Origin of the sequence: Curtobacterium sp. MCBA15_013 (assembly GCF_001865095.1) — a bacterium.
Classification (GTDB): domain Bacteria; phylum Actinomycetota; class Actinomycetes; order Actinomycetales; family Microbacteriaceae; genus Curtobacterium.
In genome coordinates this window covers 31,808-52,943 of the sequence record NZ_MJGQ01000016.1, presented here as the reverse complement: position 1 = coordinate 52,943, position 21,136 = coordinate 31,808, and the positions used below count along the sequence as shown (strand labels likewise).

Annotated in this window: 24 protein-coding genes; 6 read left to right on the top strand and 18 right to left on the bottom strand. The window is 72.5% G+C overall.

What is annotated here, in order from left to right; translation table 11 throughout:
* Positions 1-85: 85 nt before the first annotated feature.
* From BIV01_RS11485 to BIV01_RS11405, 17 genes are all read right to left on the bottom strand, one after another.
* On the bottom strand, positions 86-1,261 hold the full coding sequence (locus BIV01_RS11485) for a flagellar hook protein FlgE (RefSeq protein ID WP_070418840.1): 1,176 nt from the start codon (positions 1,259-1,261) through the stop codon (positions 86-88).
* A gap of 43 nt (positions 1,262-1,304) precedes the next feature.
* Positions 1,305-1,739, bottom strand: coding sequence for a flagellar hook assembly protein FlgD (locus tag BIV01_RS11480; RefSeq protein WP_071302932.1), 435 nt, complete (start codon positions 1,737-1,739; stop codon positions 1,305-1,307).
* A gap of 40 nt (positions 1,740-1,779) precedes the next feature.
* A complete protein-coding gene (locus BIV01_RS11475; RefSeq protein WP_071302931.1) occupies positions 1,780-3,402 on the bottom strand; it encodes a flagellar hook-length control protein FliK in 1,623 nt (540 codons plus the stop codon).
* On the bottom strand, positions 3,399-4,121 hold the full coding sequence (locus BIV01_RS11470) for a C40 family peptidase (protein WP_071302930.1): 723 nt from the start codon (positions 4,119-4,121) through the stop codon (positions 3,399-3,401). Before BIV01_RS11470 ends, BIV01_RS11475 begins: the two co-directional genes overlap by 4 nt.
* Positions 4,118-4,549, bottom strand: coding sequence for a hypothetical protein (locus BIV01_RS11465; RefSeq protein WP_071302929.1), 432 nt, complete (start codon positions 4,547-4,549; stop codon positions 4,118-4,120). Before BIV01_RS11465 ends, BIV01_RS11470 begins: the two co-directional genes overlap by 4 nt.
* Positions 4,549-5,901, bottom strand: a complete 1,353-nt coding sequence (locus BIV01_RS11460) for a FliI/YscN family ATPase (protein WP_071302928.1) — start codon at positions 5,899-5,901, stop codon at positions 4,549-4,551. Before BIV01_RS11460 ends, BIV01_RS11465 begins: the two co-directional genes overlap by 1 nt.
* Complete coding sequence (locus tag BIV01_RS11455) at positions 5,898-6,533, bottom strand: FliH/SctL family protein (RefSeq protein ID WP_139199310.1); 636 nt, start codon at positions 6,531-6,533, stop codon at positions 5,898-5,900. The genes BIV01_RS11460 and BIV01_RS11455 overlap by 4 nt, the downstream gene beginning before the upstream one ends.
* On the bottom strand, positions 6,526-7,575 hold the full coding sequence (fliG, locus tag BIV01_RS11450; protein ID WP_083295340.1) for a flagellar motor switch protein FliG: 1,050 nt from the start codon (positions 7,573-7,575) through the stop codon (positions 6,526-6,528). The genes BIV01_RS11455 and fliG overlap by 8 nt, the downstream gene beginning before the upstream one ends.
* The gene (gene fliF, locus BIV01_RS11445) at positions 7,572-9,242 is read right to left on the bottom strand and encodes a flagellar basal-body MS-ring/collar protein FliF (RefSeq protein WP_071302926.1); all 1,671 of its coding nucleotides are present in this window, start codon (positions 9,240-9,242) and stop codon (positions 7,572-7,574) included. Before fliF ends, fliG begins: the two co-directional genes overlap by 4 nt.
* Complete coding sequence (fliE, locus tag BIV01_RS11440; RefSeq protein WP_083413987.1) at positions 9,242-9,595, bottom strand: flagellar hook-basal body complex protein FliE; 354 nt, start codon at positions 9,593-9,595, stop codon at positions 9,242-9,244. The genes fliF and fliE overlap by 1 nt, the downstream gene beginning before the upstream one ends.
* The gene (locus tag BIV01_RS11435) at positions 9,595-9,990 is read right to left on the bottom strand and encodes a flagellar basal body rod protein FlgC (RefSeq protein ID WP_070418832.1); all 396 of its coding nucleotides are present in this window, start codon (positions 9,988-9,990) and stop codon (positions 9,595-9,597) included. Before BIV01_RS11435 ends, fliE begins: the two co-directional genes overlap by 1 nt.
* Positions 9,987-10,331, bottom strand: coding sequence for a flagellar basal body rod protein FlgB (locus tag BIV01_RS11430; protein WP_070418831.1), 345 nt, complete (start codon positions 10,329-10,331; stop codon positions 9,987-9,989). The genes BIV01_RS11435 and BIV01_RS11430 overlap by 4 nt, the downstream gene beginning before the upstream one ends.
* A gap of 342 nt (positions 10,332-10,673) precedes the next feature.
* Positions 10,674-10,958, bottom strand: a complete 285-nt coding sequence (locus BIV01_RS11425) for a hypothetical protein (RefSeq protein WP_071295371.1) — start codon at positions 10,956-10,958, stop codon at positions 10,674-10,676.
* Complete coding sequence (fliS, locus tag BIV01_RS11420; protein WP_083295338.1) at positions 10,948-11,424, bottom strand: flagellar export chaperone FliS; 477 nt, start codon at positions 11,422-11,424, stop codon at positions 10,948-10,950. Before fliS ends, BIV01_RS11425 begins: the two co-directional genes overlap by 11 nt.
* 11 nt (positions 11,425-11,435) lie before the next feature.
* Positions 11,436-12,833 carry a flagellar filament capping protein FliD gene (fliD, locus tag BIV01_RS11415; RefSeq protein WP_071302925.1) on the bottom strand — a complete coding sequence of 466 codons (1,398 nt, stop codon included), beginning with the start codon at positions 12,831-12,833 and terminating at the stop codon, positions 11,436-11,438.
* 90 nt (positions 12,834-12,923) lie between these two features.
* The gene (locus tag BIV01_RS11410) at positions 12,924-13,763 is read right to left on the bottom strand and encodes a flagellin N-terminal helical domain-containing protein (protein ID WP_071295373.1); all 840 of its coding nucleotides are present in this window, start codon (positions 13,761-13,763) and stop codon (positions 12,924-12,926) included.
* Positions 13,764-13,892: 129 nt separating this feature from the next.
* Positions 13,893-14,744 carry a sigma-70 family RNA polymerase sigma factor gene (locus BIV01_RS11405; protein ID WP_229086786.1) on the bottom strand — a complete coding sequence of 284 codons (852 nt, stop codon included), beginning with the start codon at positions 14,742-14,744 and terminating at the stop codon, positions 13,893-13,895.
* Between the two features lie 396 nt (positions 14,745-15,140).
* Here BIV01_RS11405 and BIV01_RS11400 point away from each other — a divergent pair, with 396 nt between their 5' ends.
* From BIV01_RS11400 to BIV01_RS11380, 5 genes are all read left to right on the top strand, one after another.
* On the top strand, positions 15,141-15,626 hold the full coding sequence (locus tag BIV01_RS11400; RefSeq protein WP_070419569.1) for a flagellar protein FlgN: 486 nt from the start codon (positions 15,141-15,143) through the stop codon (positions 15,624-15,626).
* A 4-nt stretch (positions 15,627-15,630) separates the two neighbouring features.
* A complete protein-coding gene (flgK, locus tag BIV01_RS11395) occupies positions 15,631-17,052 on the top strand; it encodes a flagellar hook-associated protein FlgK (protein WP_071295375.1) in 1,422 nt (473 codons plus the stop codon).
* Positions 17,053-17,054: 2 nt separating this feature from the next.
* Complete coding sequence (gene flgL / locus BIV01_RS11390) at positions 17,055-17,936, top strand: flagellar hook-associated protein FlgL (protein ID WP_070418825.1); 882 nt, start codon at positions 17,055-17,057, stop codon at positions 17,934-17,936.
* Positions 17,933-18,307: a flagellar assembly protein FliW gene (gene fliW / locus BIV01_RS11385; RefSeq protein ID WP_071295376.1), complete on the top strand. Its 375-nt coding sequence runs from the start codon at positions 17,933-17,935 to the stop codon at positions 18,305-18,307. Before flgL ends, fliW begins: the two co-directional genes overlap by 4 nt.
* 266 nt (positions 18,308-18,573) lie before the next feature.
* A complete protein-coding gene (locus BIV01_RS11380) occupies positions 18,574-19,497 on the top strand; it encodes a hypothetical protein (RefSeq protein ID WP_071302924.1) in 924 nt (307 codons plus the stop codon).
* Here the strand turns inward: BIV01_RS11380 and BIV01_RS11375 are convergent.
* On the bottom strand, positions 19,484-20,125 hold the full coding sequence (locus tag BIV01_RS11375; protein ID WP_071302923.1) for a hypothetical protein: 642 nt from the start codon (positions 20,123-20,125) through the stop codon (positions 19,484-19,486). The genes BIV01_RS11380 and BIV01_RS11375 overlap by 14 nt on opposite strands.
* Before the next feature lie 39 nt (positions 20,126-20,164).
* On the opposite strand from BIV01_RS11375, the gene BIV01_RS11370 reads away from it, so the two are divergent.
* The gene (locus BIV01_RS11370) at positions 20,165-21,067 is read left to right on the top strand and encodes a hypothetical protein (protein WP_175473696.1); all 903 of its coding nucleotides are present in this window, start codon (positions 20,165-20,167) and stop codon (positions 21,065-21,067) included.
* The last annotated feature ends 69 nt before the right edge of the window (positions 21,068-21,136 follow it).

Here is a 21,136-nt window from a genome sequence, read left to right as displayed (position 1 = left end):
GCGGTGCCTTCCGTTGTGCGCAAGCACCCCGCACCGCGGGGCGCCGCCGCGCGCGACCGCCGCCGCGGCCGCGCCGCGCCCCGCGCTACCGCTTCAGGTTCGTCAGCTCCTGCAGCACCTCGTCCGAGGTCGTGATGATGCGCGCGTTCGCCTGGAACCCGCGCTGCGCCACGATGAGGTTCGTGAACTCCTGCGACAGATCGACGTTCGACATCTCGAGCGTGCCCGACGCGAGCTGCCCGACACCGGGCGACCCCGGTGCGCCGACCGTGGCGTTGCCGGAGTTGGCCGTGGCGCGGTAGCCCGACGCACCGGTCTTCTCGAGGCCGGCCGGGTTCGCGAACGTCGCGAGGGCGATCCGACCGATGGCGAGCGACGCACCGTTCGAGAACGTCCCGACGACCGTGCCGTCCTTCGAGATCGAGTAGCCCTGGAGCGACCCGGCCTCGTGGCCGTTCTGCGACGAGATGGACGCGGTGTTGAGCGAGGCGAAGCCCGTGAGCTGCCGCATGTCGACGGCGATGCCCCCGACGGCGAGCGTGCCACCGGCCGTGAGCTTGCCGTCGGTCCCGAACGTGAGCGACGTCGTCGCCTGGGTGCCCTGGCCGTCGGTCGCGGTGACGTCCCAGCCGGCAGCAGTGCGCTCGTAGGCGATCGACATGGTGTGCTTCGCACCGGACGCGTCGTAGACGGTGGCGTCGCGCGTGATGACCGCGCCCACGGCGGTCTCGGACGGCAGGTTGCCGGTCACACCAGCGGTGGAGGTGCGGACGGCGGGCGCGGCGGCGTCGAGCGGTAGGACGATGTCCGACAGGGCGCCGTTCTCGTTCACGACGCCGTTCGTGGCCGGGTAGCCCTGCACGATCTTCCCGTCGGCGCTGACGAGGCGGCCGTCGGCGTCGAAGTCGAACGCACCGGCGCGGCTGTACACGGTGTCGTTGCCGAGGCGCGTGACGAAGAAGCCGTCGCCCGAGATCATCAGGTCGGTGGCCTTGCCGGTGGCCTGGGCGGAGCCCTGCGCGAAGTTCGTGGAGACGCCGGCGACCTGCACGCCGAGGCCGATCTGGGCGGGGTTCGTGCCGCCGATGCCGGTCTGCGGTCCGCCGGCACCCTGGGTCATCTGCGACAGGGTGTCCTGGAAGACCGTCGACGACGACTTGAAGCCGACCGTGTTGACGTTGGCGATGTTGTTGCCCGTGACGTCCAGCATCTGCTGGTGCGAACGGAGGCCGGAGATCCCGGAGTAGAGCGAGCGGAGCATGGTGCGTCCTTTCGTGGAGGTACCGAAGAAGAAGATGAGGAGGTCAGGAGGTCGTCTTGATGCCGGAGATCACGTCGAGGTTGACCTCCTTCCCGTTCACCGTCACGGTCGGCACGCTCTGGGCGTACGACACCGCGGTCGCCGTCCCCGTGATCGATGTGCCGGACGTGGCGTCGGTGTAGCTGACCTGCTTCCCGACGAGGTTGGCGGCGGCGATCCGCATCTGCAGCGAGAAGTTCTCGTTCGCCGTCGTGGTCTGGTTGGTGATCTGCTCCATCATCGCGAGCTGCGTCTGCTGGCTGATCATCTGGTTCGTGTCCATCGGCGAGGACGGGTCCTGGTTCTGCAGCTGCGTGACGAGGAGCTTCATGAACACCTCGGAGTCCATCGTCTGCGACCGCGAGCCGGTCTGGTTCGCGGCGAGGGCCGCGGCCTGGGCGGCCTGGTCCACGGTGCCGGTGATGCCGTCGATCGGCATGGTCGTTCCCTTCGGTTCTGCCTGTGCTGGCGGTCGTCGCTCAGGCGAGGACGTCGAGTCCGACGGTGCGGACGGTGGGCGTGTGGGCGGTGCCGGGTGCGCGCGGGGTGCGCCGCGCCTCCTGGCCGGTGTCGACGCGTGGACCCGTCTGGGCGGGCCGTTCGTCGTGCCCGGAGCGGGTGTCCGGGTGGTTCTGCGAGGACAGGTCGAGCGTGGTCGACAGTCCGGAGCCGGCGGCGTCGCGGCGGAGGTCCGGCATGACCTGCCGGACCGCGTCGCGCCCCGCGTCGGAGGCGGCGAAGAGCTCGACGTGCATCCCGTGCGCGGTGACGTGCGCGCGGACGGTGACCGGGCCGAGCGTGTCCGGCGACACCTGGACGGTGACGACGTGCTCCCCCGGGCCGGCCTGTGCGAGCGTGAACACCGGGCGGGCCAGCTGCTGGGCGAGCGGGGCCGGGGCGTTCGCGGTGGCTGCGCCGGACGTCGGTGTGGCCGGCGCGGCGGGCGCCGTCGGCGAGGTGGTCGGGACCGCGACGGCGCTCTCGCCGCCGCGGGGCGTGGTGACGGCCTGGAGGCGCGGATCGCCCTGGTCGGGCGCGCCGCTGTCCGCCTCGTGGCCGGTCTGGGCACTGCTGCCCGGTGCTCCGGCGGCCGGGGTGGTGGCGGTGGCCGTTGCCGTTGCCGTTGCCGTGGCGACGACGGGTTGCCCGGGGTCGGCGGGGTCGGCGCCGGTGCCGGTCATGGCGGCCCGGGCGCCCTGGGTGCTCTGGCTGGCCTGGGTGCTCTGGGCGACCGGCGTGCTCGCTGGTGCCGGAGCCGTCGGTGCGGCCGCTGCCCCCGGGACGGCGGACGGCTGCGTCGCTGCCGTCCCGTCGAATTCGTGCGGGGACACCGCAGGGAGGGCCGGGCCAGGCGCGCCGAGCGGGGCGGCCGGGGTCGTCGCCGCGGCAGCTGTCGTTCCGGCGGCGGTCGTCGCTGGGGTGCCGCCGAGCGACCCGGCCGCGGGGGTCGCGGCAGCGGTCGCCGCGGTCGGGTGCGCGGTGCTCACGGCGTCGGCGTGCGGCGTCGGGCCGGCGGGGTCGGGCGTCGGGGTCGCCCCGCTGCCCGGCACGGGTGCGTCGAGCGACGCCACGGACGAGCCGGCTGCTGCGGGAGTCGCGAGCGGCTGGGCGGCGGCGGTCGGCGCGGCGGGGACCGGCTGGACCAGGGCAGCGACGACGGACGCGGTGTCGACGGTCGGCGCCGTCCCCGTCGCGGCGGGACCGGCGGCGGTGCCGTCGCTGGAGGTGCCGTCGGCGGCGGTGTCGTCGGCGGAGCGAGCCGCGGCGGCACGGGTCGCACCGTCCGTCGTGCCGTCCGTCGTCGTCGCGTCCGTCGCCGAGCGGCGGTCCCGTCCTGCTGCCGAGGCGGTGGACTGCGCATCGCGGTCCGCTCCGGGCGCCGGGGTGCGGCGGTCGTGGGACGGCCCCGTCGGCGTGCGGCGCTCCCGGGCGTCGGCAGCCGAGGCAGCGGACGTGGAGGACCCGGTGGCCGCGGCCGAACCCGCGTTCCCCGCGGCGGCCATCGCGGCGCCGAACGAGTCCGCGGACGCCGGCGCACCCGACGAGGACGCAGCCCGCGCCGGTGCCGGGGTGGCGGCGGACGTGGTGATGGTCAGGCTCATGCTGCGCTCCCCGCGTTCATGAGGGACAGCAGCGCCGCCGTCTGCAGGTCCGTCGCACCCGAGGCCGCGGTCGTCGCCGTCGTGGCGGACGCCTGCGCGGGCACGATGCGTCGGATCGTGGCGATGTCCGAGTCCTTGTACCAGTTGTCGACGATCCGGACGTCCTTGCCCGGTCGCGGCGCGTGCAGGACCTTGCCGTCGCCGACGTAGATGACGACGTGCCCCTCGCCCTTCGGGATGATGAGGTCGCCGGGCTGCGCGTCCTTGAGGGACCCCACCTCGACGCCCATCTTCGCCTGGTCCGGCACGACCCGGGGCATGGTCACCCCGAGGTCCTTGAACACCGTCTGCACCAGCCCCGAGCAGTCCATGCCGCTCGTGGTGGTGCCGCCGAAGACGTACGGCACGCCGAGGTACTTCTTCGCGTCCGCGACGACGTCGGCACCCGTGGCACCGCTGCCCGTCGCGAGCGTTCCGGCCCCGGCGTCGACCGACGTGGCGGCGGCGGTCGCGGGCGTCGCAGCCGAGGTCGTGCCGGTACCGGTCGTGCCGGTCCCGGTCCCGCTCCCGGTCGCGGTCGCCAGGGCGTCGGCGAACGCGGTCGACGTGGCGACGCCCGACGCGGCCGAGGTGGCCGCCGTCGCGGTGGTCCCGCTGCGCAGGGCATCGATCTGGGTCCGGATCTCGGAGATCCGGGAGAGCACGGCGTCCACGCTCATCGGGCACCACCTTCCGCGCGGCTGCGTGCCGCGATCTCGTCGAGGGCGTTCTGTTCGGTGCGGAGGTCCTCGGCGGCCTGCTGCTCGTCGTGCTGGACCTCGAGCTTCTCGAGCCCGAGGGCGGACCGGCGGGCGGCGTTGTAGTCGTCCTGTGCCCGGTCGGCGTCGGCGCGGCGGGTCCGGGCGACGGCGTCGAGCTCCTCGAGCATCCCGCGGGTGGCGGCACGGGCTGCGGCGACCGCGCTGAGGGTCGCGGCGTCCTGGATCGGCTGCGGGCCCTCGGTGTCGGCGAGGTTCCGACGCGCTGCGATCCGGGCGTCGGCGGCGTCGCGCACCCGCTCGTTGGCGGTCGCGAGGGCGGCGGCGGCACGGTCCTGTTCGGCGTGCCGGAGACGGAGGAGCCCGGCGAGCGGGAACCGGCGGGCCATCAGGCACCACCCCCGGTGCCGAGCGTGCCGACGAGTGCGTCGAGGGAGCGCCACGACGCAGCCGCGGTCGCACGCTCGTCCATGCCCTGCCGCAGGAAGCCGTCGATCGCGTCCCGGTGGTCGACGGCGGCGTCCACGAGGGGGTTCGTTCCGCGCTGGTACGCCCCGACGTCGAGCAGGTCCTGCGCCGCCTTGCGTGCGGCCATGACCTTCCGCAGGGCCGTCGCCGCACCGCGCTGCCCGGGCGTGGTGACCTTCGAGGCCACGCGCGACACCGAGCCGAGCGCGTCGACCGACGGGAAGTGCCCGGTGATCGCAAGCTTCCGGTCGAGCACGACGTGCCCGTCGAGGATGCTCCGGGCGGCGTCGGCGATCGGTTCGTTGTGGTCGTCGCCGTCGACGAGGACCGTGTACAGCCCCGTGACGCTGCCGACCCGGTCGGTCCCGGCGCGTTCGAGCAGTCCGGCGAGGACGGAGAACGTCGACGGCGGGTAGCCCCGGGTGGCCGGCGGCTCCCCCACGGACAGCCCGATCTCGCGCTGCGCCATCGCGACGCGGGTGAGCGAGTCCATCATCAGCACGACGTCCTGGCCGGCGTCGCGGAAGGACTCGGCGATGCGGGTGGCGACGAACGCGGCCCGCAGGCGCATGAGCGCCGGCTCGTCCGAGGTCGACACGACGACGATCGAGCGGGCGAGGCCCTCCGGACCGAGGTCGTCCTCGAGGAACTCGCGCACCTCGCGGCCGCGCTCACCGACGAGGGCGATGACGTTGACGGCGGCGTCGCTCCCCCGGGCGATCATCGACAGCAGCGAGGACTTGCCGACGCCGGAGCCCGCGAACAGGCCCATGCGCTGCCCGCGTCCGACCGTGGTGAGGGTGTCGAGCACGCGGACGCCGAGCTGCATCGGGGTGTCGATGCGCGTCCGGGCCATGGCGTTCGGCGTCTCGTGGTCGAGCGGCACCCACGCGACCGGCTCGCCACCGACGCCGACGAGCGGACCGCGGTCGTCGATCGGGCGTCCGAGTCCGTCGAGCACGCGCCCGAAGAGCCCCGCCCCGGTGGGCACGAGCACCGGTCGCCCGGTGGGCCGTGCGGGCGTGCCGGCGGTGACACCGGTCAGGCGCCCGAGCGGCATGCAGCGGACGCCGGTGACGTCGGTCGCGACGACCTCGACGAGGGTCTGCGGCGCACCCTCGGCACCGACGGCGACGACCTCGCCGACGTGCGCGTCGAGTCCGGCGACCGTGAGGCCGAGTCCGACCGCGCTCGTGACGACACCGACCCGCTGCGGAGCGGCCTGTCGGAGCGCTTCGTCGAGCCCACGGGGGCGGAGGAGCGTCGTGGTCACGGGGTCACCCCCAGCGCCGTGCGGGCACGGTCCAGGGCGGTGGCGATCCGCGCGTCGAGCAGCCCGTCGGGCAGGTCGACGACGGCGTCCCCGTCGCGCAGCGACGGGTCGGCGACGACCGGGACCGGCAGGTCGAGGTCGGCGACGCGCGCGGCGTCCGCGACGCTCAGCCGGACGGCCACGGCGACGGTGCGGTCGATGGACGCGAGCGCCCGCTCGACGGTCGCCTGCGCACCGGGGACGACCCGCGCCTCCCGTCCGTCATCGGCGGTGTCCGCGGTTCGGGAGGCGCGGATCGCGTACCCGACGACGGCTTCGGCCAGGTCGACGGCCGCGACCGCGACCGACTGCTCGGCCTGGTCGAGGACCGGTGCGACGTGCGACAGCATCGCGTTCGTCGCGGCGTCGAGGACCGCGATGCGGCGCGCGGTGTCGGCCTGCATCGAGGCGGTGCGGGCCGCGTGCTCGGACTCGAGCCGGGCGCGCAGCGCGTCGGTCTCGGCCTGCGCCTGCCGGAGCCCCGCGGCGTACCCGGCGGCGTGCCCGCGCACGTCGGCGCTGGCGGCGCGCGCGTTCCCGGACGGGTCCCCGATGACGGGGAACGCGACGCGCTGGACCACGGACTCAGTCAACGAGCTCGTCCTCCTCGGCGCGGTGGACCGTGATGACGCCCTGCGCCTCGAGTTCGCGGACGGAGCGGACCACCTCGGCGCGGGCCTCCTCGACCTGCGAGACCCGGACCGGGCCCATGGCCTGCAGCTCGTCGTCGAGGAGCTCGCGGTTGCGCTCGGAGACGTTCGCCCGGATCGTCTCGACGACCGGCGCGGCGGCACCCTTCATGGCGGTCGCGAGGAGCTTCGAGTCGATCCCGCGCAGGACCTGCTGGATGTCGCGGGACTCGAGCTTGACGATGTCCTCGAACGTGAGCATCCGGGAGCGGATGTCCTCGGCGAGCTCGGGGTCGCGCGCCTCGAGCCCGTCGAGCACGGCCTTCTCGGTGGCGACGTCCGAGCGGTTGATGATGTCGACGAGCGGGGCGATGCCGCCGACGACCTCGACGCTCTCGCGCGGCGACACGACGGCACCGGCGCGCTGGCGGAGGACGCCGGCGACGATCCCGACGGCTTCCGGGGTCGCGCTCCCCATGGTCGCGAACGCCTGGGCGACGTCGGTGCGGGCGCGCTCGTCCACCCCGGCGAGCACGGCGCTGGCCTGCGCCGGCTTCAGGTGTGCGAGCACGAGGGCGATGGTCTGCGGCAGCTCGCCCTCGAGGAGCGTGACGACCTGGCCGGGCTCGGCGTCGTCGAGGAAGTCGAACGACTGCCCGGCGAGGTTCGAGGCCAGGCGGTCCATGACGCCGGCGGCGCGCTCGGCACCGAAGGACGCCTCGAGCAGCCCGAGCGCGGTCTCCTTGCCGCCGCGCTTCTGCGTGCGGCCGCTCAGCGTCATCCGGTGGAACTCGGTCAGGGTCTTGTCGACGACGGTGTCCTCGACGCGGCGCATCCGGACGATCTCGGCGGAGATCTCCTCGGCCTCGATCTCGGTGAACTGCTTCATCACCTCGGCGGCGCGCTCGGTCTCCATCTGCATGAGGATGAGCGCGACCTTCTGCGCACCGGTCAGCGCACGGTCGCCAGCGCCGGTCCCGCCGGCGCTCGGCACCAGGGCGCTCACACCGGTGCCCGGTCGTCGAGGAGCCCGCGGAGGAGCTCGGCCGTGCGCTTCGGGTCCCGCTCGGCGAGGGCGGAGATGTCCTGGCGACGACGCTCCGCGGTGATCTCCTCGGTGGTGAGGACCTCGGTGGGGGCGTCGTCGTGCGGGACGGTGGGCAGCGCGACGGTCGGGGCGTCCCCGGCCTGCAGGGTGCTCCGGTCCGCGGCGCCGTCGACGGCGAGCGGGAGCTGGAAGGTCTCGCCGGAGAAGGCGTCGAGCTCGCCGAGGTCGACCGCCTCGCGCTCCTGCTTCCGGCTGCGGCGGGCGAGGAAGACGATGATCGCGATGAGGGCCAGCAGCGCACCGACGACGATCCCGGCGGTGCGGATCGACGACCACAGCGCCTCCTGCTGGTCGGCCTTCTGCTGGGCCTCGAGCGCCTTCGTCGCCTTGTCGGCGGCGCTGGTGTCGAAGTCCATCATCGCCACGCGGACCTGGTCGCCACGGGTCTGGTCGACACCGGCGGCCGCGGCCACGAGGTCGTTGATGCTCTGCAGGTTCGCGTTCTGCACCGCGGCGGCCTTGGAGTTCAGCGCGACCGAGATCGTCTGGCGGGAGAGCCCACCGGCCGGCAGCTGCGTGGTCTCGGTGGTGTGGTCGACGGCGTTGTTCTTCGTCGCGGACTCGTTCTTGTACCCGTCGTCGGCGCCGCTCGTGGCGGTGCCGTTCGGCACGGCGATGTTGTCCGGGCCGAGGACGCCGGTCGCCCCGGCCCCGCCGGCACCGGACCCCGCGCCGTACTGCTCGGTGGTGGACGACTCGTTGAGCGCGACCGGGCCGGTCGTCGGCGTCGTGTAGGACTCCGACGTGCGGGTGCCCGAGTTCTGGTTCATCGTGGCGGACACCACGACGCTGGCGTTCCCGGTGCCGAGGGTCGTGTCGAGCAGGTCCTGGATCTTCTTGCTCGTCGAGGCGTCGTAGTCGGCCGCCTGGTCCGCCCCGCTGCCGGTCGCGCCGGTGCCGACGGCGGAGAGCGTCTGGCCCTTCGCGTCGACGACGGAGACGTCGGTCGGCTGCATGCCCTCGACGGCGGCGCTCGTCAGGTGCACGATCGCCTGGACCTGGTCGGTGCTCAGCTCGCTGCCGTTCTTCGTGGCGATGAACACCGACGCGGTCGGGTCCTTCTCCTCGGAGACGAACACGGTCTTCTCGGGGATCGCGAGCTGCACGGTGGCGGTCTGCACGCCGTCCATCGCGCCGATGGTCTTCGCGAGCTCGCCCTCCATCGCGCGCTTGTACGTGACGTCCTGCTGGAACTCGGAGCTCGTCACGCCCATCTTGTCGAGCAGCGAGTAGCCGCCCTCGTTCGATGCGGGGAGCCCGTTCGACGCGGCCTTGAGCCGCTCGGAGTACACCGACCCCTGCGGGACGAGGATCGTGGCACCGCCGTCGGTGAGCTGGTACGGCACACCGCCGGTGGTGAGCTGGTCGGTGACGCTCGCCGCGTCGGCCGCCGCCAGTCCGGTGAACAGCGGGGCGTAGGACGCCTTGCCGAGCCAGCTCGCGAGCGCGATGCCGCCGAGCACGAGCGCGGCGATGACGAGGATCGCGATGGTCCGCTGGGCAGCGCTGAAGCCCTTGACGTAGGCGGCGAGACGACCGAAGAGGTCCTTGACGGCGACGGGCATCAGGCCTGCATCCTCATGATCTCGTTGAAGGCGTCGACGCCCTTGTTGCGGACGGCGGAGACGAGCTCGAGCGTGACCTGGGCGCGGGTGGCGGCGATGGTCGCGTCGTGGATGTCGTCGAGTTTGCCGGTGACGGCCTTGAGCGCGAGGGTCTTCGAGTCGCTCTGCAGCTGCTGGAGCCCGTCGACCGCGTTGCCGAGCGACGCGGCGAACCCGCTGCCGTCGGACGTCGCGCCGGCGGCCGCGACTCCGCTCGTCGCGCTCGTGCCGACGTCGCTGGACGTGCCGCTCAGGCTCGTCATCGCGTTCGTCATCGCGTTGGTGGTCACACCGTTCACGGCGTCGATGGGCATCAGTTCTTCCCGATCTGCAGGGCCGCCTCGTAGGCGGTCTTCGCGCGGTCGACCACGGCGGCGTTCGCCTGGTAGCCCCGCTGGGCCATGATGAGGTCCGCCATCTGCGTGCCGAGGTCGATGTCCGGCATGCGGACGTAGCCCTCCGCGTTCGCGAGCGGGTTGTCCGGGTCGTACGTGACCCGGCCGGCGGCGCTGCCGAACGCGGCACCCTTGACGTAGGCGCCGGAGACGCCGTTGCCCTCCTGGACCTCGACGTAGCGGGCCTGGAAGGCGGAGTCGTCCATCGACTTCACCGTGTTGACGTTCGCGATGTTGTCCGACACGGCGTCGAGCCACTTGCGGTGCACCGTCATGCCGGTGCTCGCGATGCCGATCGCGTCGAACGTGGTCACGAGGTGGTCCGCATCGCCGCGCGGACACTGGTGAGCTCGGAGTTCATCGCCTGCGTGGCGAACTGGTACCGGAGCACGGTGTCGATGTTCGAGAGCGTCTCCTCGTCGAGGTTGACGTTGTTGCCGTTCGTGTTCGTCGGCTCGAGGCTCCGCGCGACGGTCGGGGTCGTGCCGCCGTCCCCGTCGACGATCGACTTCGCCAGGGCGTCCTCGAACTGGACCTTCTCGGCGTGGTAGTTCGGCGTGTTGATGTTCGCGATGTTGTTCGCGATGACCTTCTGTCGCATCGACAGGCCGTCGAGCGCACTCTGCAGTGCGACGCTCGTCACGGAATCGAACACTGGTGGACCGTCCCCTCGCTGGCGACGTCCCCTGGTGACGTCGCCTGATGGCGGTGGCCGATCCGTGGCCGAACTGGTGAGCGATCCGTGCTCAGGGGGCGCTGTCGGCCGGGCCGTGGGGCGCGTTAGGCGTCGCCCCGAACGGGGGGGCGGGGGCTCACGTGTACATGCTTCGACATTCCGCCGGTCGATCGACGCGTGCTTCGTCGCACGATGCACACGCATCCGGTGCGTGTGCATGCTCCGACGTTCCGCCAGTCGATCGACGCGTGCTTCGTCGCACGATGCACACGCATCCGCGCGGCCGCCGCCCGCGCCGCGGCGCCCGCGCCCGGCCCCGCGTCAGGCGGACGCGTCGAGGTACACCGAACCGCGCGGCTCCCGCGTCGCGTCCACCGCCCGGAGCGCCCCGAGGTGGTCGAGCGTCGCCCGACGGTCCCCCTCGAGCGCAGCGATCCGGTCCCGCTGCGCGGCGAGCAGCCGGGAGGCACGCCCCACCAGCTCCCGCGGCACCGGCCCCAGCCCGGTCGGCTCGGACCACCGCACGTCGCCGCCCGCCGTCAGGTCGGCTTCGAGCGCCTCGAGCACGGCCTCCCACGCGGCACGGCGTTCCGCGTCAGGCGACACCGAGTGCCCCGCCGGTCGGGTGCTGCACCGCGGTCGCTGCCGGGATCGACGCGGCGGCCTCGTGCCACGACTGCCGCAGCGGCTCGAGGATCCGGATGCAGTCTCGGGTGGCCTGGACGTCCCGGTGCACGTTCGCGGTGATGAGCGACGTCGACGCGTAGTTGTAGATCGCCAGCAGTCCCTCGCCGCCGTCCCACACGTCGATCTTCAGCGTCGAGGACAGCTCGCCGACGATGGCCTGCGCGTGCAGGAGCTGCTCGCGGGCCGCGTCCCAGTCGGCGGTCGTCTGTGCGGCCTCGGCGCGGTGCAGGTCGAGGAGCAGCCGGTCGTAGAGCATCGTGACGAGCTGCGCCGGCGTCGCCGAGAGCACGGCTTCGTTCGTGTACTGGGCACGGCGCTGGTCCGTGACGGTGCGGGGCTGCGCGGCCTGTCGGAAGGCGGCGGACTGGAGGTCGAAGGCGTTCATCGGTGTTCCTGTCAGCTCGTCGTCGACGCCAGCTGGCTCGCCAGCCAGCTGGACTGGGACTGGAGCTTGCTGAGGCTGGTCTCGAGGCTCGCGTACATCGTCTGCAACGCTGCGCGACGCGAGGTGAGCCGGTCGGTCCAGCTGTCGATCTGGGTGTTGAGGTCCTTCGCGACGGCCTGCTGTCCGGTGATCGCGGTGGTGATGGAGCCGTCGTACTTGTCGGAGGCCGCGGTGGCGGCGGCGCCGACGTTCGCCGCGACGCCCGAGAGCATCGCCTGCGTGCCCTCCGGATCGGTCGCGAGGGCCTTCTGGAAGACGTCGGCGTCGAAGGTGAAGTCGCCGTCCTTCGTGATCGAGATCCCGATCGACGACGGGGACCTCCCGCCCACCGGCGCGGACATCGTGCTCGCGAGCCGCTGGACGACGTCACGCGTGGTGCCGTCGCCCGAGAGCACGCCGGCCGTCGTCGTGGTGGTGCCGGTCGTCGGGCTGGTCGTGCTCGTGACGGCGGTGTTCGAGCTGTAGTACGCGGCCACGGCGTTCATCGCGTCGACGAGGCCGGACGCGACGGTCTGCGCCTTCGTGGTGTCCTGCGCGACGGTCAGCGTCACCGGGTCGGTCGTGGGCTGCGTCACCGTGACACTGACCCCGGGGACGAGGTCGGTGAAGGTGTTCGTCGTGCTCGTCACCGTCTGCGCCGCCGCGGTACCGGCCCACAGGGTCACGCTGGCGTCCTTCGCCTGCGTGACGACCGCGGCACCGACCTCGGTGAGGACGTTCGTCGCGGTGCCGGCGGTGACCTCGTCGGCCGTGCCGCGGTACACCTCGAACGCTCCGGCTGCCCCGGTCTTCGCCGAGGTGAGCTGCAGGCGGTAGAGCTTCGTGCCGTCGGCGTCGGTCCCGGCGGCGACCCGCGTCGCCGTGACACCGGCGCCCGACTTGTTGATCGCGGACACGGTGTCGTCGAGGGACCCGGAGGCCGGTGTGACGGTCGTCTTCGTGCCGTCGGCACCGACGAGCGTGATCGGCTCGGCCGCGGAGGACCACGTCGCCATCGCCGCGGTGACGCCGACCTGCGCCGACGCGGTGGACCCGACCGTGAAGCTCAGCGACCCGGCGCTGGCGTTCGCCCCGGTGACCGCGGTGACGCCCGGCGACGAACTCGTGGCCGTGAAGAGGTCGAGCGAGGTCGCCTTCGCCGCGTCCTTCGCCTTCGTCGCAAGGGTCTGCACGAGCCCGTTGATCGTCTGCAGTGACGAGATGAACGAGTTGGTGCTGGTGAGCTTGTTCTTGAGGAGCGTCTGCGGGACCCCCTCGACGCTCATCAGCGAGTTGATGAGGTCGGTGGTCTTGAGACCGCTGACGAGACCGTCGATCGCGAGACTGCTCGCCGATGACACGGACGACATCGATGGCTCCTGCCGCTACGAGGGGAAAGGGTGCGGGCGACGCCGCCGCCCGGGGTACCTGAACGATCCCGGACGACGGCGTCAGCGCTGCTAGCGCAGGAGCGAGAGCACACCCTGCGTGCTCTGGTTCGCCTGCGCGAGCATCGAGGTGCCGGCCTGGCTGAGGATGTTGTCGCGCGTGTACTTGACCATCTCCTCCGCCATGTCGACGTCGGTGATGCGCGAACCGGCAGCGGTGAGGTTCTCCTTGGCCACGTTCGTCACGTTGATGGCGTGGTCGAAGCGGTTCTGGATGGCACCGATGTTCGAACGTGCCGTCGACACGCTCTTGATCTGCGCGTCGATCGTGGTGATCGCGGTCTGCGCACCGGTGGCGGTCGTGAAGTCGAGACCGGTGACGGCGGTCGCCACGGTCGAGACGTTCGCGCCCGACAGGTCGACGTCGATCTGGCTCGCCGCGTCGCCGTTGGCGCCGACCTGGAACTTCAGGACGCCTGCGGTGCCGGCGGAGCCGTCGAGCAGGTTGATGCCGTTGAAGTTGGTCGACTGGGAGATGCGGGTGAGCTCCTTGGACAGCTCGCCGACCTCGGTGGAGATCGCCGTGCGGGAGTCCGCGTTGTTCGAGTCGTTGCCGGCCTGCACGGCGAGGTCACGCATGCGCTGGAGGATCGAGTGGGTCTCGGTGAGGCCACCTTCAGCGGTCTGCACGACGGAGATGCCGTCCTGTGCGTTGCGGGCGGCGACCGTGAGGCCACCGACCTGGGACTTCAGCCCCTCGGAGATCGACAGACCGGCCGCGTCGTCGGCAGCACGGTTGATGCGGAGACCCGACGAGAGCTTCTCGAGGGACTTCGACAGGTCGTTCTGCGTCGAGTTCAGGTTCCGGTACGTGTTGAGTGCCGAGAGGTTGGTGTTGATGGACATACCCATGGTGGTTTCCTCCGTGAAATCTGGGTCGTACGTCTGCCCGTCCGTGGGCTGACAGGGGTGACTCTCGACCGGTTGGCCGGAGCCGTTAGGGAATCGGCGGAATTCGTCGTGCGACGAGACCGCCGAGGGCTAGCTCACCGCGACGACGGGGGCGGTCGTGACCGTCGTGGCGTCCTGCACGGCCCGCGCCACGCCGGCTGCGGCGTTCGCGGCGACCCGTGCCAGGTACGCACTGCGGCGCGCGGCGGTGGTCTTCGAGGCCGGCTCCACGGTGACGCCGTCGTCCCCGTAGTGCGCGGCGAGTCCGTCGCGGAGCAGGCGCATCGCCTCGGAGCGCTGCTGCGACACGGCGGAGTGGGTGATCCCGAGCTCGGCGGCGACCTCGGTCACCGACCGGTCGCCGAAGTACACGTTCTCGACCACGAAGCGCATCCGCTCCGGCAGCGCCTCGACGGCGGCACGGAGGTAGCGGCGCTTCTCCGCTTCGAGCAGGTCCTCACCCGGCAGCGGCAGGTCCGCGGCGAGGGTGTCGTGCACGGTCTCGTCGATCGGCGAGACGGTGCGGGCCGCGTCGCTCATGGCGTCGGCGGCGGTCTGGCGGTCGACGCCCATCGCGTCCGCGATCTCCTGCACGCCGACGCTCCGCCCGAGCCGGGCCGACAGCGCCTCCTGCGTGGCGAGGGTCTCGCGGATCCGCTTCCGGGTGCCGCGGGACGCCCAGTCAGCGGAGCGCATGTCGTCGGCGATCGCGCCGGTGATGCGGGTGCGGGCGTACGCGCCGAAGGGGACGCCGAGGTCGGGGTCGAAGGCCTCGGCCGCGGCGACGAGGGCCAGCGACCCGACGGCGGCGAGGTCGTCACGGTCGAGGTGCGTGGCACGCGCCCGCACGTCGGCGACGATGTAGCCCACGAGCGGGAGGTGCTCCACGATCATCGCGTTGCGGTCGTTCCGGTCCATGCTGATCCCCTGGTCGCCTGACATGCCTGACCCGTCCGTGGGCGCGGCAGACGCCGGCCTCGGATGGCCGGTGCGTACGCCGAAGACCCACCCGGGTCCCTCCGGGTGGTGCACCGTGCGTCCCTGCGACGCGGTGCGGGGTGTCCCCCGCGGTGCGCTTCGAATGTATCGGCTGGCAAAGCCCTGAGTGGGTGCACAACCGTCCCCAAAGCGGGGGTGAGGGGGCGTTTTCCCGGTCGGCATTTGGGGGGACCCCGGCCTGGGAACGCGCGTTCTTGTCCCCCGATGTGGGTGATTCCCTGGAGGCGCGGCTCGTGTCCGGCAGGCGCACTCGCCCGGTCGGTGCTTACGCCCGGCATCCGCGACCCGATAGGTCCCGGTGTCCGCAGGATGACCGACACACCCCACCGGGAGGAGCTGATGAGCGTGAACGAACTGTCCGCCGTGCTCTGGCGCGAACGCGAACTGCTCGAGCTGCTCACCTTCAAGCTCGAGGAGGAACAGCTGCTCCTCGCGGCCGGTCGCTCCCGCTGGGTCTCGCACGCCAGCCGCGAGGTCGAGCAGGTCCTCGAGCGTCTCCGCAGCACCGGTCTCGAGCGCGCCGCGTCGAGTGCCGAGGTCGCCGAGGAGTGGGGCGTCGCCGCCGACGCTCCCCTGCGCGAGGTCGTCGCCGCTGCGCCGAACGGCCCCTGGGGCGAGATCCTCGCCGCCCACCTCACCGCGATGGTGGAGCTCACCACCCAGATCGGGGCGCTCCGCGACGAGAACGACCGCTTCCTCCGTGCCGCCGCGCAGGCGACCGAGGAGACGCTCGCCGGGTCCGTCACCGGTGCCGCCACCTACGACGCCAGTGGTACCTCGGGTACGGGCACGGACGGCGCACGACTCTTCGAGGGGACCCTGTAGCACCGTGGTCAGCACCTTCGGCTCCCTCGCCACCGCCTACTCCGGCCTCGCCGCGGCCCGCGCCGGCATCGACGTCACCGGGCAGAACATCGCCAACGCCGGCACCGCCGGGTACACCCGCCAGCGCGTCTCGCAGTCCTCGATCCCCGCCGCCCAGACCGGGTTCATGCGCGGGACCGCAGCGCTCGCGGGCCAGGGCGTGTCCGTCGACGGCATCGCCCGCCTGGCGTCCCTCACGCTCGACGCCGGAGTGCGGGTGGCCTCCGGCTCCTCGGCCTACGCCGACGCCCGCGCCACCGCACTCGCCGCGCTCGAGAACGGGCTGAACGAACCCGGTGACGACGGGCTCGCCAGCAAGCTCGACGCCTTCTGGTCCTCGTGGAGCGAGCTCTCCAGCCACCCGGACGACCCCGGTGCCGCCAGCGCCGTCATCGGCGCCGCGAAGACCGTCGCCAGCGCGCTCGCCAGCGGCTCGAAGGCGGTCGACGCACAGTGGACGAGCGTCCGCGGCACCGTCGACGGCCAGGTGCAGCAGCTCAACGACGCCGCGTCGCAGGTCGCCGACCTGAACGGTCGGATCCGCACCGCGCTGGCGTCCGGCGGGAACGCGAACGAGCTGCTGGACCAGCGCGACCAGCTCACCCAGCAGATCGCCTCGCTGGCCGGCGGCACGGTCCGACAGAACACCGACGGCACCGTCGACGTCCTCATCGGCGGCAACGCCATCGTGCAGGGCACCGATGCCCGCTCCGTGGCGCTCGGCGGCGGGCAGCGCATGGCCGACGGTGCCGCGGTCACCCTCACCTGGACCTCGGGCACGGCCGGCGCGGTCGCCCTGTCCGGCGGCTCGATCGGCGGGAACCTCTCACTGCTCGCCCCCGCGACGGCGAACGGCACCGGCGGAGCACTCGCCGAGGCGTCCGCGTCGTACGACCAGGTCGCGACGAAGCTCGCCAGCGCGGTCAACGCCGTGCACGCCACGGGGACGACACCGACCGGTGCCACCGGGACCCCGTTCTTCTCCCTCGCGGCCGGCGTCCCGGCTGCCCAGGGACTCTCGGTCGTCCCGACCGACGGCAGCGGCCTGGCGACGCGGAACGCGGCGGGGGAACTCGACGACTCGTTCACCGACGCGCTCTCGCGACTCGGTGCGGCCTCCGACGGTGCCGACCGCTCCTGGGCGACGTTCGTGGCGGGGGTGGGCAGCGCCTCCAGGTCCGCCGCGTCGGAATCGACGCTCACCGGTCTCGCGCTGACCAACGCGCGCACGCAGCAGCAGTCGAGTGCCGGTGTGGACCTCGACGAGGAGAACGTCAACCTGCTCAGCTACCAGCACGCGTACCAGGGCGCCGCGCGGGTCCTGACCGCCGTCGACGAGATGCTCGACACCATCATCAACCGCGTCGGACTCGTCGGGAGGGGCTGACCGTGATCACCCGTGTGACCACCCAGATGTCGATGACGGCCGCGAGCGCCAGGCTGCAGGCCGGCGCCGCGAAGCTCGCGCAGCTCACCGACCAGGCGACGACGCTGAAGAACATCCAGCGGCCGTCCGACGACCCCGTCGGGACCGCCTCGTCGATGCAGGTGCGCAAGGAGCAGGCGGCCGCCGCGCAGTACACGCGCAACGCGAACGACGCAGCAGGCTGGCTCGCCACGACCGACAGCGCCCTGTCGAGCGTGTACTCCGTGCTCAACAACGTGCGCGACCTCACCGTGCAGGCGGCGAACAGCGGCACCATGAGCGACACCGACCGCGACGCGTTCATCACGCAGTTCCAGTCCCTCAAGTCCGAGCTCGAGTCCCGGGCGAACACGACCTACGGCACGCGATCCGTGTTCGCCGGATCGTCCACCGCCGCCACCGCGTACGACCCGGCGACCGGGTGGGCGTCCTCCGGCACCGACGTCACCCGACGCATCGGCGACGGCACCACCGTGCGGGTCGACACCGCCGGCACCGCGGTTTTCGGCTCGGGGAACTCGTCCGTCTTCGCCATGATCGACTCGATCGTCGGCGACCTGCAGAACGGCGTGAACGTGAACCCCCGCATCAACGACGTCGACGCCGCGATCAGCACCGTCCGCGGCATCCAGGCCGACGTCGGCGTCCGGCACGCCGCGGCCCTCTCCGCGCAGGACTCCCTGAAGAGCGCGACCGTGTCGCTCGAGAACCGGCGCGCCGGCATCGAGGACAAGGACCTCGCGAAGGCCGTCCTCGACCTGCAGGTGCAGCAGACCAACTACCAGGCAGCCCTCGCCGTCACCGCGAAGGTCCTGCAGCCGACCCTGATGGACTACCTCCGATGAGCATCGACCTGACCTTCGCCGTCCCGCCGTTCGGCCTGGCGCCCGCCCCCGTCTTCACGCTGACGCCCGTGGACGGCGCCGAAGGCCTGTTCACCCTCGTCGGGGGTTCCTCGCGCTTGTTCGTGCTCGACGCCGCGGTGCACCTGCCGTCGTACGCGCCGGAGCTCACGGACGAGCAGGCGGCCGGGCTCGGGCTGACCGCACCAGAGGACGCGATGCTGCTCGTCGTCGCGAACCCGGGCGGCGCCGACGGCGGGACCACGGTGAACCTGCTCGCGCCGATCGTCGTGAACGCCCGGACGTCGGTCGGGGCGCAGCTCATCCTCGAGGAGCAGGACCTGCCGCTGCGCGCGGAGCTCGCCGCGCGCTGAGCGCTGGCGGCGGCGCCCGCGCCCCGGGTTCCGCGCGTGTTTCGACATCGCGCGAGTCGATCGACGCGTGCTTCGTCGGAACCTGCACACGCATGAGATGCACGTGCATGGAGCGACATCACGCCTGACGATCGACGGGTGTCTTGTCGGTCGATGTACCCGCACGGATCACCCTCGGTCCTCCACAGGCGGGTCGATGACCGGAGGTGTCCACGGATCCGGCGGCACGGACGCCCGGGGACCGACGCGGGCGCGACCCTGGGGCGGTGAGCAGAGCAGACGACATCGAGATCATCCGCACGACCGGGCTCCCGAGTGCGGAACGGCGGCACCTCGAACGAGCCGTCCTCCGTGGGCAGCTGGTCCGGATCCGGCCCGGAGTGCTCGTGCAGCAGGGTGCGCTGGACGATCTCCTGCCCGAGCATCGGCACCACGTGCTCGTGCGGGCCTCGATCCACCGCGCACGCCCGAGCGACCTGGTCTCGCACGAGTCCGCGTGCGCCGTGCTCGGACTGCCGTTCGTGGGGCCGTGGCCACCGAAGGTGCACGTGTGCGATCCGACCTCACCGAACACCCGCGTCACGGCGTGGTTCGTCAGACACGGTTCCGAACACCGACCGCCGTTGGGTCACACCCGCGCGGACGAGATCGCCGCGACCGATGCGGCACGGACGGCGGTGGACCTGGCAGCGTCACGACCGCTGATCCACTCGCTCCCCGTCATCGACCACGTGCTCGGCCGCGGCCTCGCCACCTCGACGGAGCTCGAGCGCGCGGCGGGTTCGCTGCGCAAGGGGCGGACGAAGGCGGCGGTCGCGATCGCGATGGGGTCGGGCCTGTCGGGGTCGCCGGCGGAGTCGGTGTGCCGGGTCCGGTTCCGGCAGCTCGGCGTCCCGCAGCCCGTACAGCAGCACACGTTCCGACGGCCCGGGGAACGCACGGCGATCGTCGACTTCTGGTTCCCCGAGGCCGGCGTCGTGGTCGAGGTGGACGGCCGGGGGAAGTACGAGGACCCGGCGATGCTGGGCGGCTCCACCACCGCCGACGCCCACTGGCAGGAGAAGCAGCGCGAGGACTTCGTGCGGTCCTTCCCCGAGGTCCGCGCCGTCGTCCGGCTGACCTGGGCGGACCTGATGGATCCCGAGCGGGTCCGGGCGAAGCTCCGACGGGCGGGGATCACGTGCCGGTGAACCGCGGAGCGTCCGGGTGGTGGGCCCGTTGGCGCTCGACATCGGAGACCGCGGCACGGCCGACGACCACGTCGCCCGCTCCGAGTCGGACGCCGTGGACCCGCCCCGTGCCCTTGACGACGGCACCGCGCCGGTCCGGGTCCGGGTCGTGGCGGTCGGCCCCGGCGCCGAGGACGACGTCACGGACCGCAACCGTCCCGATCACCTGCGCACCGGCCCCGATCGTCGCCGGTCCCTCGACGAGACAGCCACCCGACAGCCGTGCACCCGCGCCGATCTCCACGTCGGCACTCCCGGAACCGGACGAGGCCGCACCGACCGCGACGACCGTGACAGGACCTGGCCCGAGCTCCGCCCGACCGATCTCGACGCGCGCCCCGTCGGCGAGGACCGTCACCGGCCCCGGCCCCAACCGCGCCCCCGCGCGGACGACGACCGCCCCGGTCCCCCGGCTCTCGAGGACGGCACCCGGGTACACCACGACGCCCGGCTCGATGACCACCGAACGACCGACCAGCACGGACGCCGGGTCCAGGACCAGCACGTCCGGTGCCAGTGCCGCGACCTCGTCCGGCGTCAGGAATCCGGCAGCGCGCCGTGCTGCATCGAGTGCGTGTGCAGGGGTCATCCGACGAGCCTCCCATGCGTCCGGCGTACCGTCGTCCCCATGGCCCGAGAGCAGAAGGACCAGGCGATCGTGCCCTTGCTGGCAGCGCCTGTGGCCTCCACCCCCACCGACCCGAACGCGCGCACCCCCGAGCAGACCCAGCCGGCCGGCTGGGTCAAGATGCTCGACCGGGTGCTGAGCGTGCAACGCCCCGTCGTGGTGGCCCACGTGCGGGCACTCCGCCGTCGGCACCCCGACTCGACCCCGGCCGAGATCATCCAGATCCTCGAGCGGCAGTACCTCGCGGCGGTGACCACGGGCGGTGCAGCCGTCGGCGCGAGCGCGGTGATCCCGGGCGTCGGCATGGCGGCGGCCCTCGGGTTGAGCGGCGCCGAGACCGTCGGCTTCCTCGAGACCACGGCCCTGTTCGCGCAGTCCGTGACCGAGGTGCACGGTATCGCGCTCGACGACCCCGAGCGCGCACGCATGCTCGTGATGGCGATGATCCTCGGTTCGCCGGGCACCCAGCTCATCAACCAGCTCGCGGGCCAGATCGCCGGTGGACAGGTCCGCACCGCGTTCTGGGGCGAGATGGTGACGTCGTCCCTCCCGAAGCAGGTCGTGAACGGCATCGGCGGACAGGTGCGTGACCAGTTCATCAAGCGCTTCGCCGCGCGGCAGGGCACGACGATCGTCGGTCGGGCCCTCCCGTTCGGGATCGGTGCGGCGGTCGGTGGCCTCGGGAACCACGCGCTCGGGCGGAAGGTGATCCAGGCCTCGCGGACGGGGTTCGGGCTGCCCCCGGCGCAGTTCCCGATCGTGCTGGAACCGACGTCGGGCAAGGAACCGAAGCCGGCCAAGGAACCCAAGCAGGCCAAGGCGCCGAAGGAACGGCGGGCGATCGGTCGTCGGAAGGGCCGCGAGGACCTCTGGGCCGACACCCCGGACCGCACCGGCGACTGACGGTCACACCCACCGCCCGGGCGCGAACCACCGACCGGACGCAAACCACCGACCAGACGCGAACCACCA

What these genes read in the sequence shown, in the direction of transcription:
- BIV01_RS11485 (WP_070418840.1), bottom strand. Translation starts at nt 1,261, where the DNA reads ATGCTCCGCTCGCTCTACTCCGGGATCTCCGGCCTCCGTTCGCACCAG.
- BIV01_RS11480 (WP_071302932.1), bottom strand. Translation starts at nt 1,739, where the DNA reads ATGCCGATCGACGGCATCACCGGCACCGTGGACCAGGCCGCCCAGGCC.
- BIV01_RS11475 (WP_071302931.1), bottom strand. Translation starts at nt 3,402, where the DNA reads ATGAGCCTGACCATCACCACGTCCGCCGCCACCCCGGCACCGGCGCGG.
- BIV01_RS11470 (WP_071302930.1), bottom strand. Translation starts at nt 4,121, where the DNA reads ATGAGCGTGGACGCCGTGCTCTCCCGGATCTCCGAGATCCGGACCCAG.
- BIV01_RS11465 (WP_071302929.1), bottom strand. Translation starts at nt 4,549, where the DNA reads ATGGCCCGCCGGTTCCCGCTCGCCGGGCTCCTCCGTCTCCGGCACGCC.
- fliF (WP_071302926.1), bottom strand. Translation starts at nt 9,242, where the DNA reads ATGCCCGTCGCCGTCAAGGACCTCTTCGGTCGTCTCGCCGCCTACGTC.
- fliE (WP_083413987.1), bottom strand. Translation starts at nt 9,595, where the DNA reads ATGCCCATCGACGCCGTGAACGGTGTGACCACCAACGCGATGACGAAC.
- fliS (WP_083295338.1), bottom strand. Translation starts at nt 11,424, where the DNA reads ATGAACGCCTTCGACCTCCAGTCCGCCGCCTTCCGACAGGCCGCGCAG.
- fliD (WP_071302925.1), bottom strand. Translation starts at nt 12,833, where the DNA reads ATGTCGTCCGTGTCATCGGCGAGCAGTCTCGCGATCGACGGTCTCGTC.
- BIV01_RS11410 (WP_071295373.1), bottom strand. Translation starts at nt 13,763, where the DNA reads ATGGGTATGTCCATCAACACCAACCTCTCGGCACTCAACACGTACCGG.
- BIV01_RS11405 (WP_229086786.1), bottom strand. Translation starts at nt 14,744, where the DNA reads ATGTCAGGCGACCAGGGGATCAGCATGGACCGGAACGACCGCAACGCG.
- BIV01_RS11400 (WP_070419569.1), top strand. Translation starts at nt 15,141, where the DNA reads ATGAGCGTGAACGAACTGTCCGCCGTGCTCTGGCGCGAACGCGAACTG.
- fliW (WP_071295376.1), top strand. Translation starts at nt 17,933, where the DNA reads ATGAGCATCGACCTGACCTTCGCCGTCCCGCCGTTCGGCCTGGCGCCC.
- BIV01_RS11375 (WP_071302923.1), bottom strand. Translation starts at nt 20,125, where the DNA reads ATGACCCCTGCACACGCACTCGATGCAGCACGGCGCGCTGCCGGATTC.
- BIV01_RS11370 (WP_175473696.1), top strand. Translation starts at nt 20,165, where the DNA reads ATGGCCCGAGAGCAGAAGGACCAGGCGATCGTGCCCTTGCTGGCAGCG.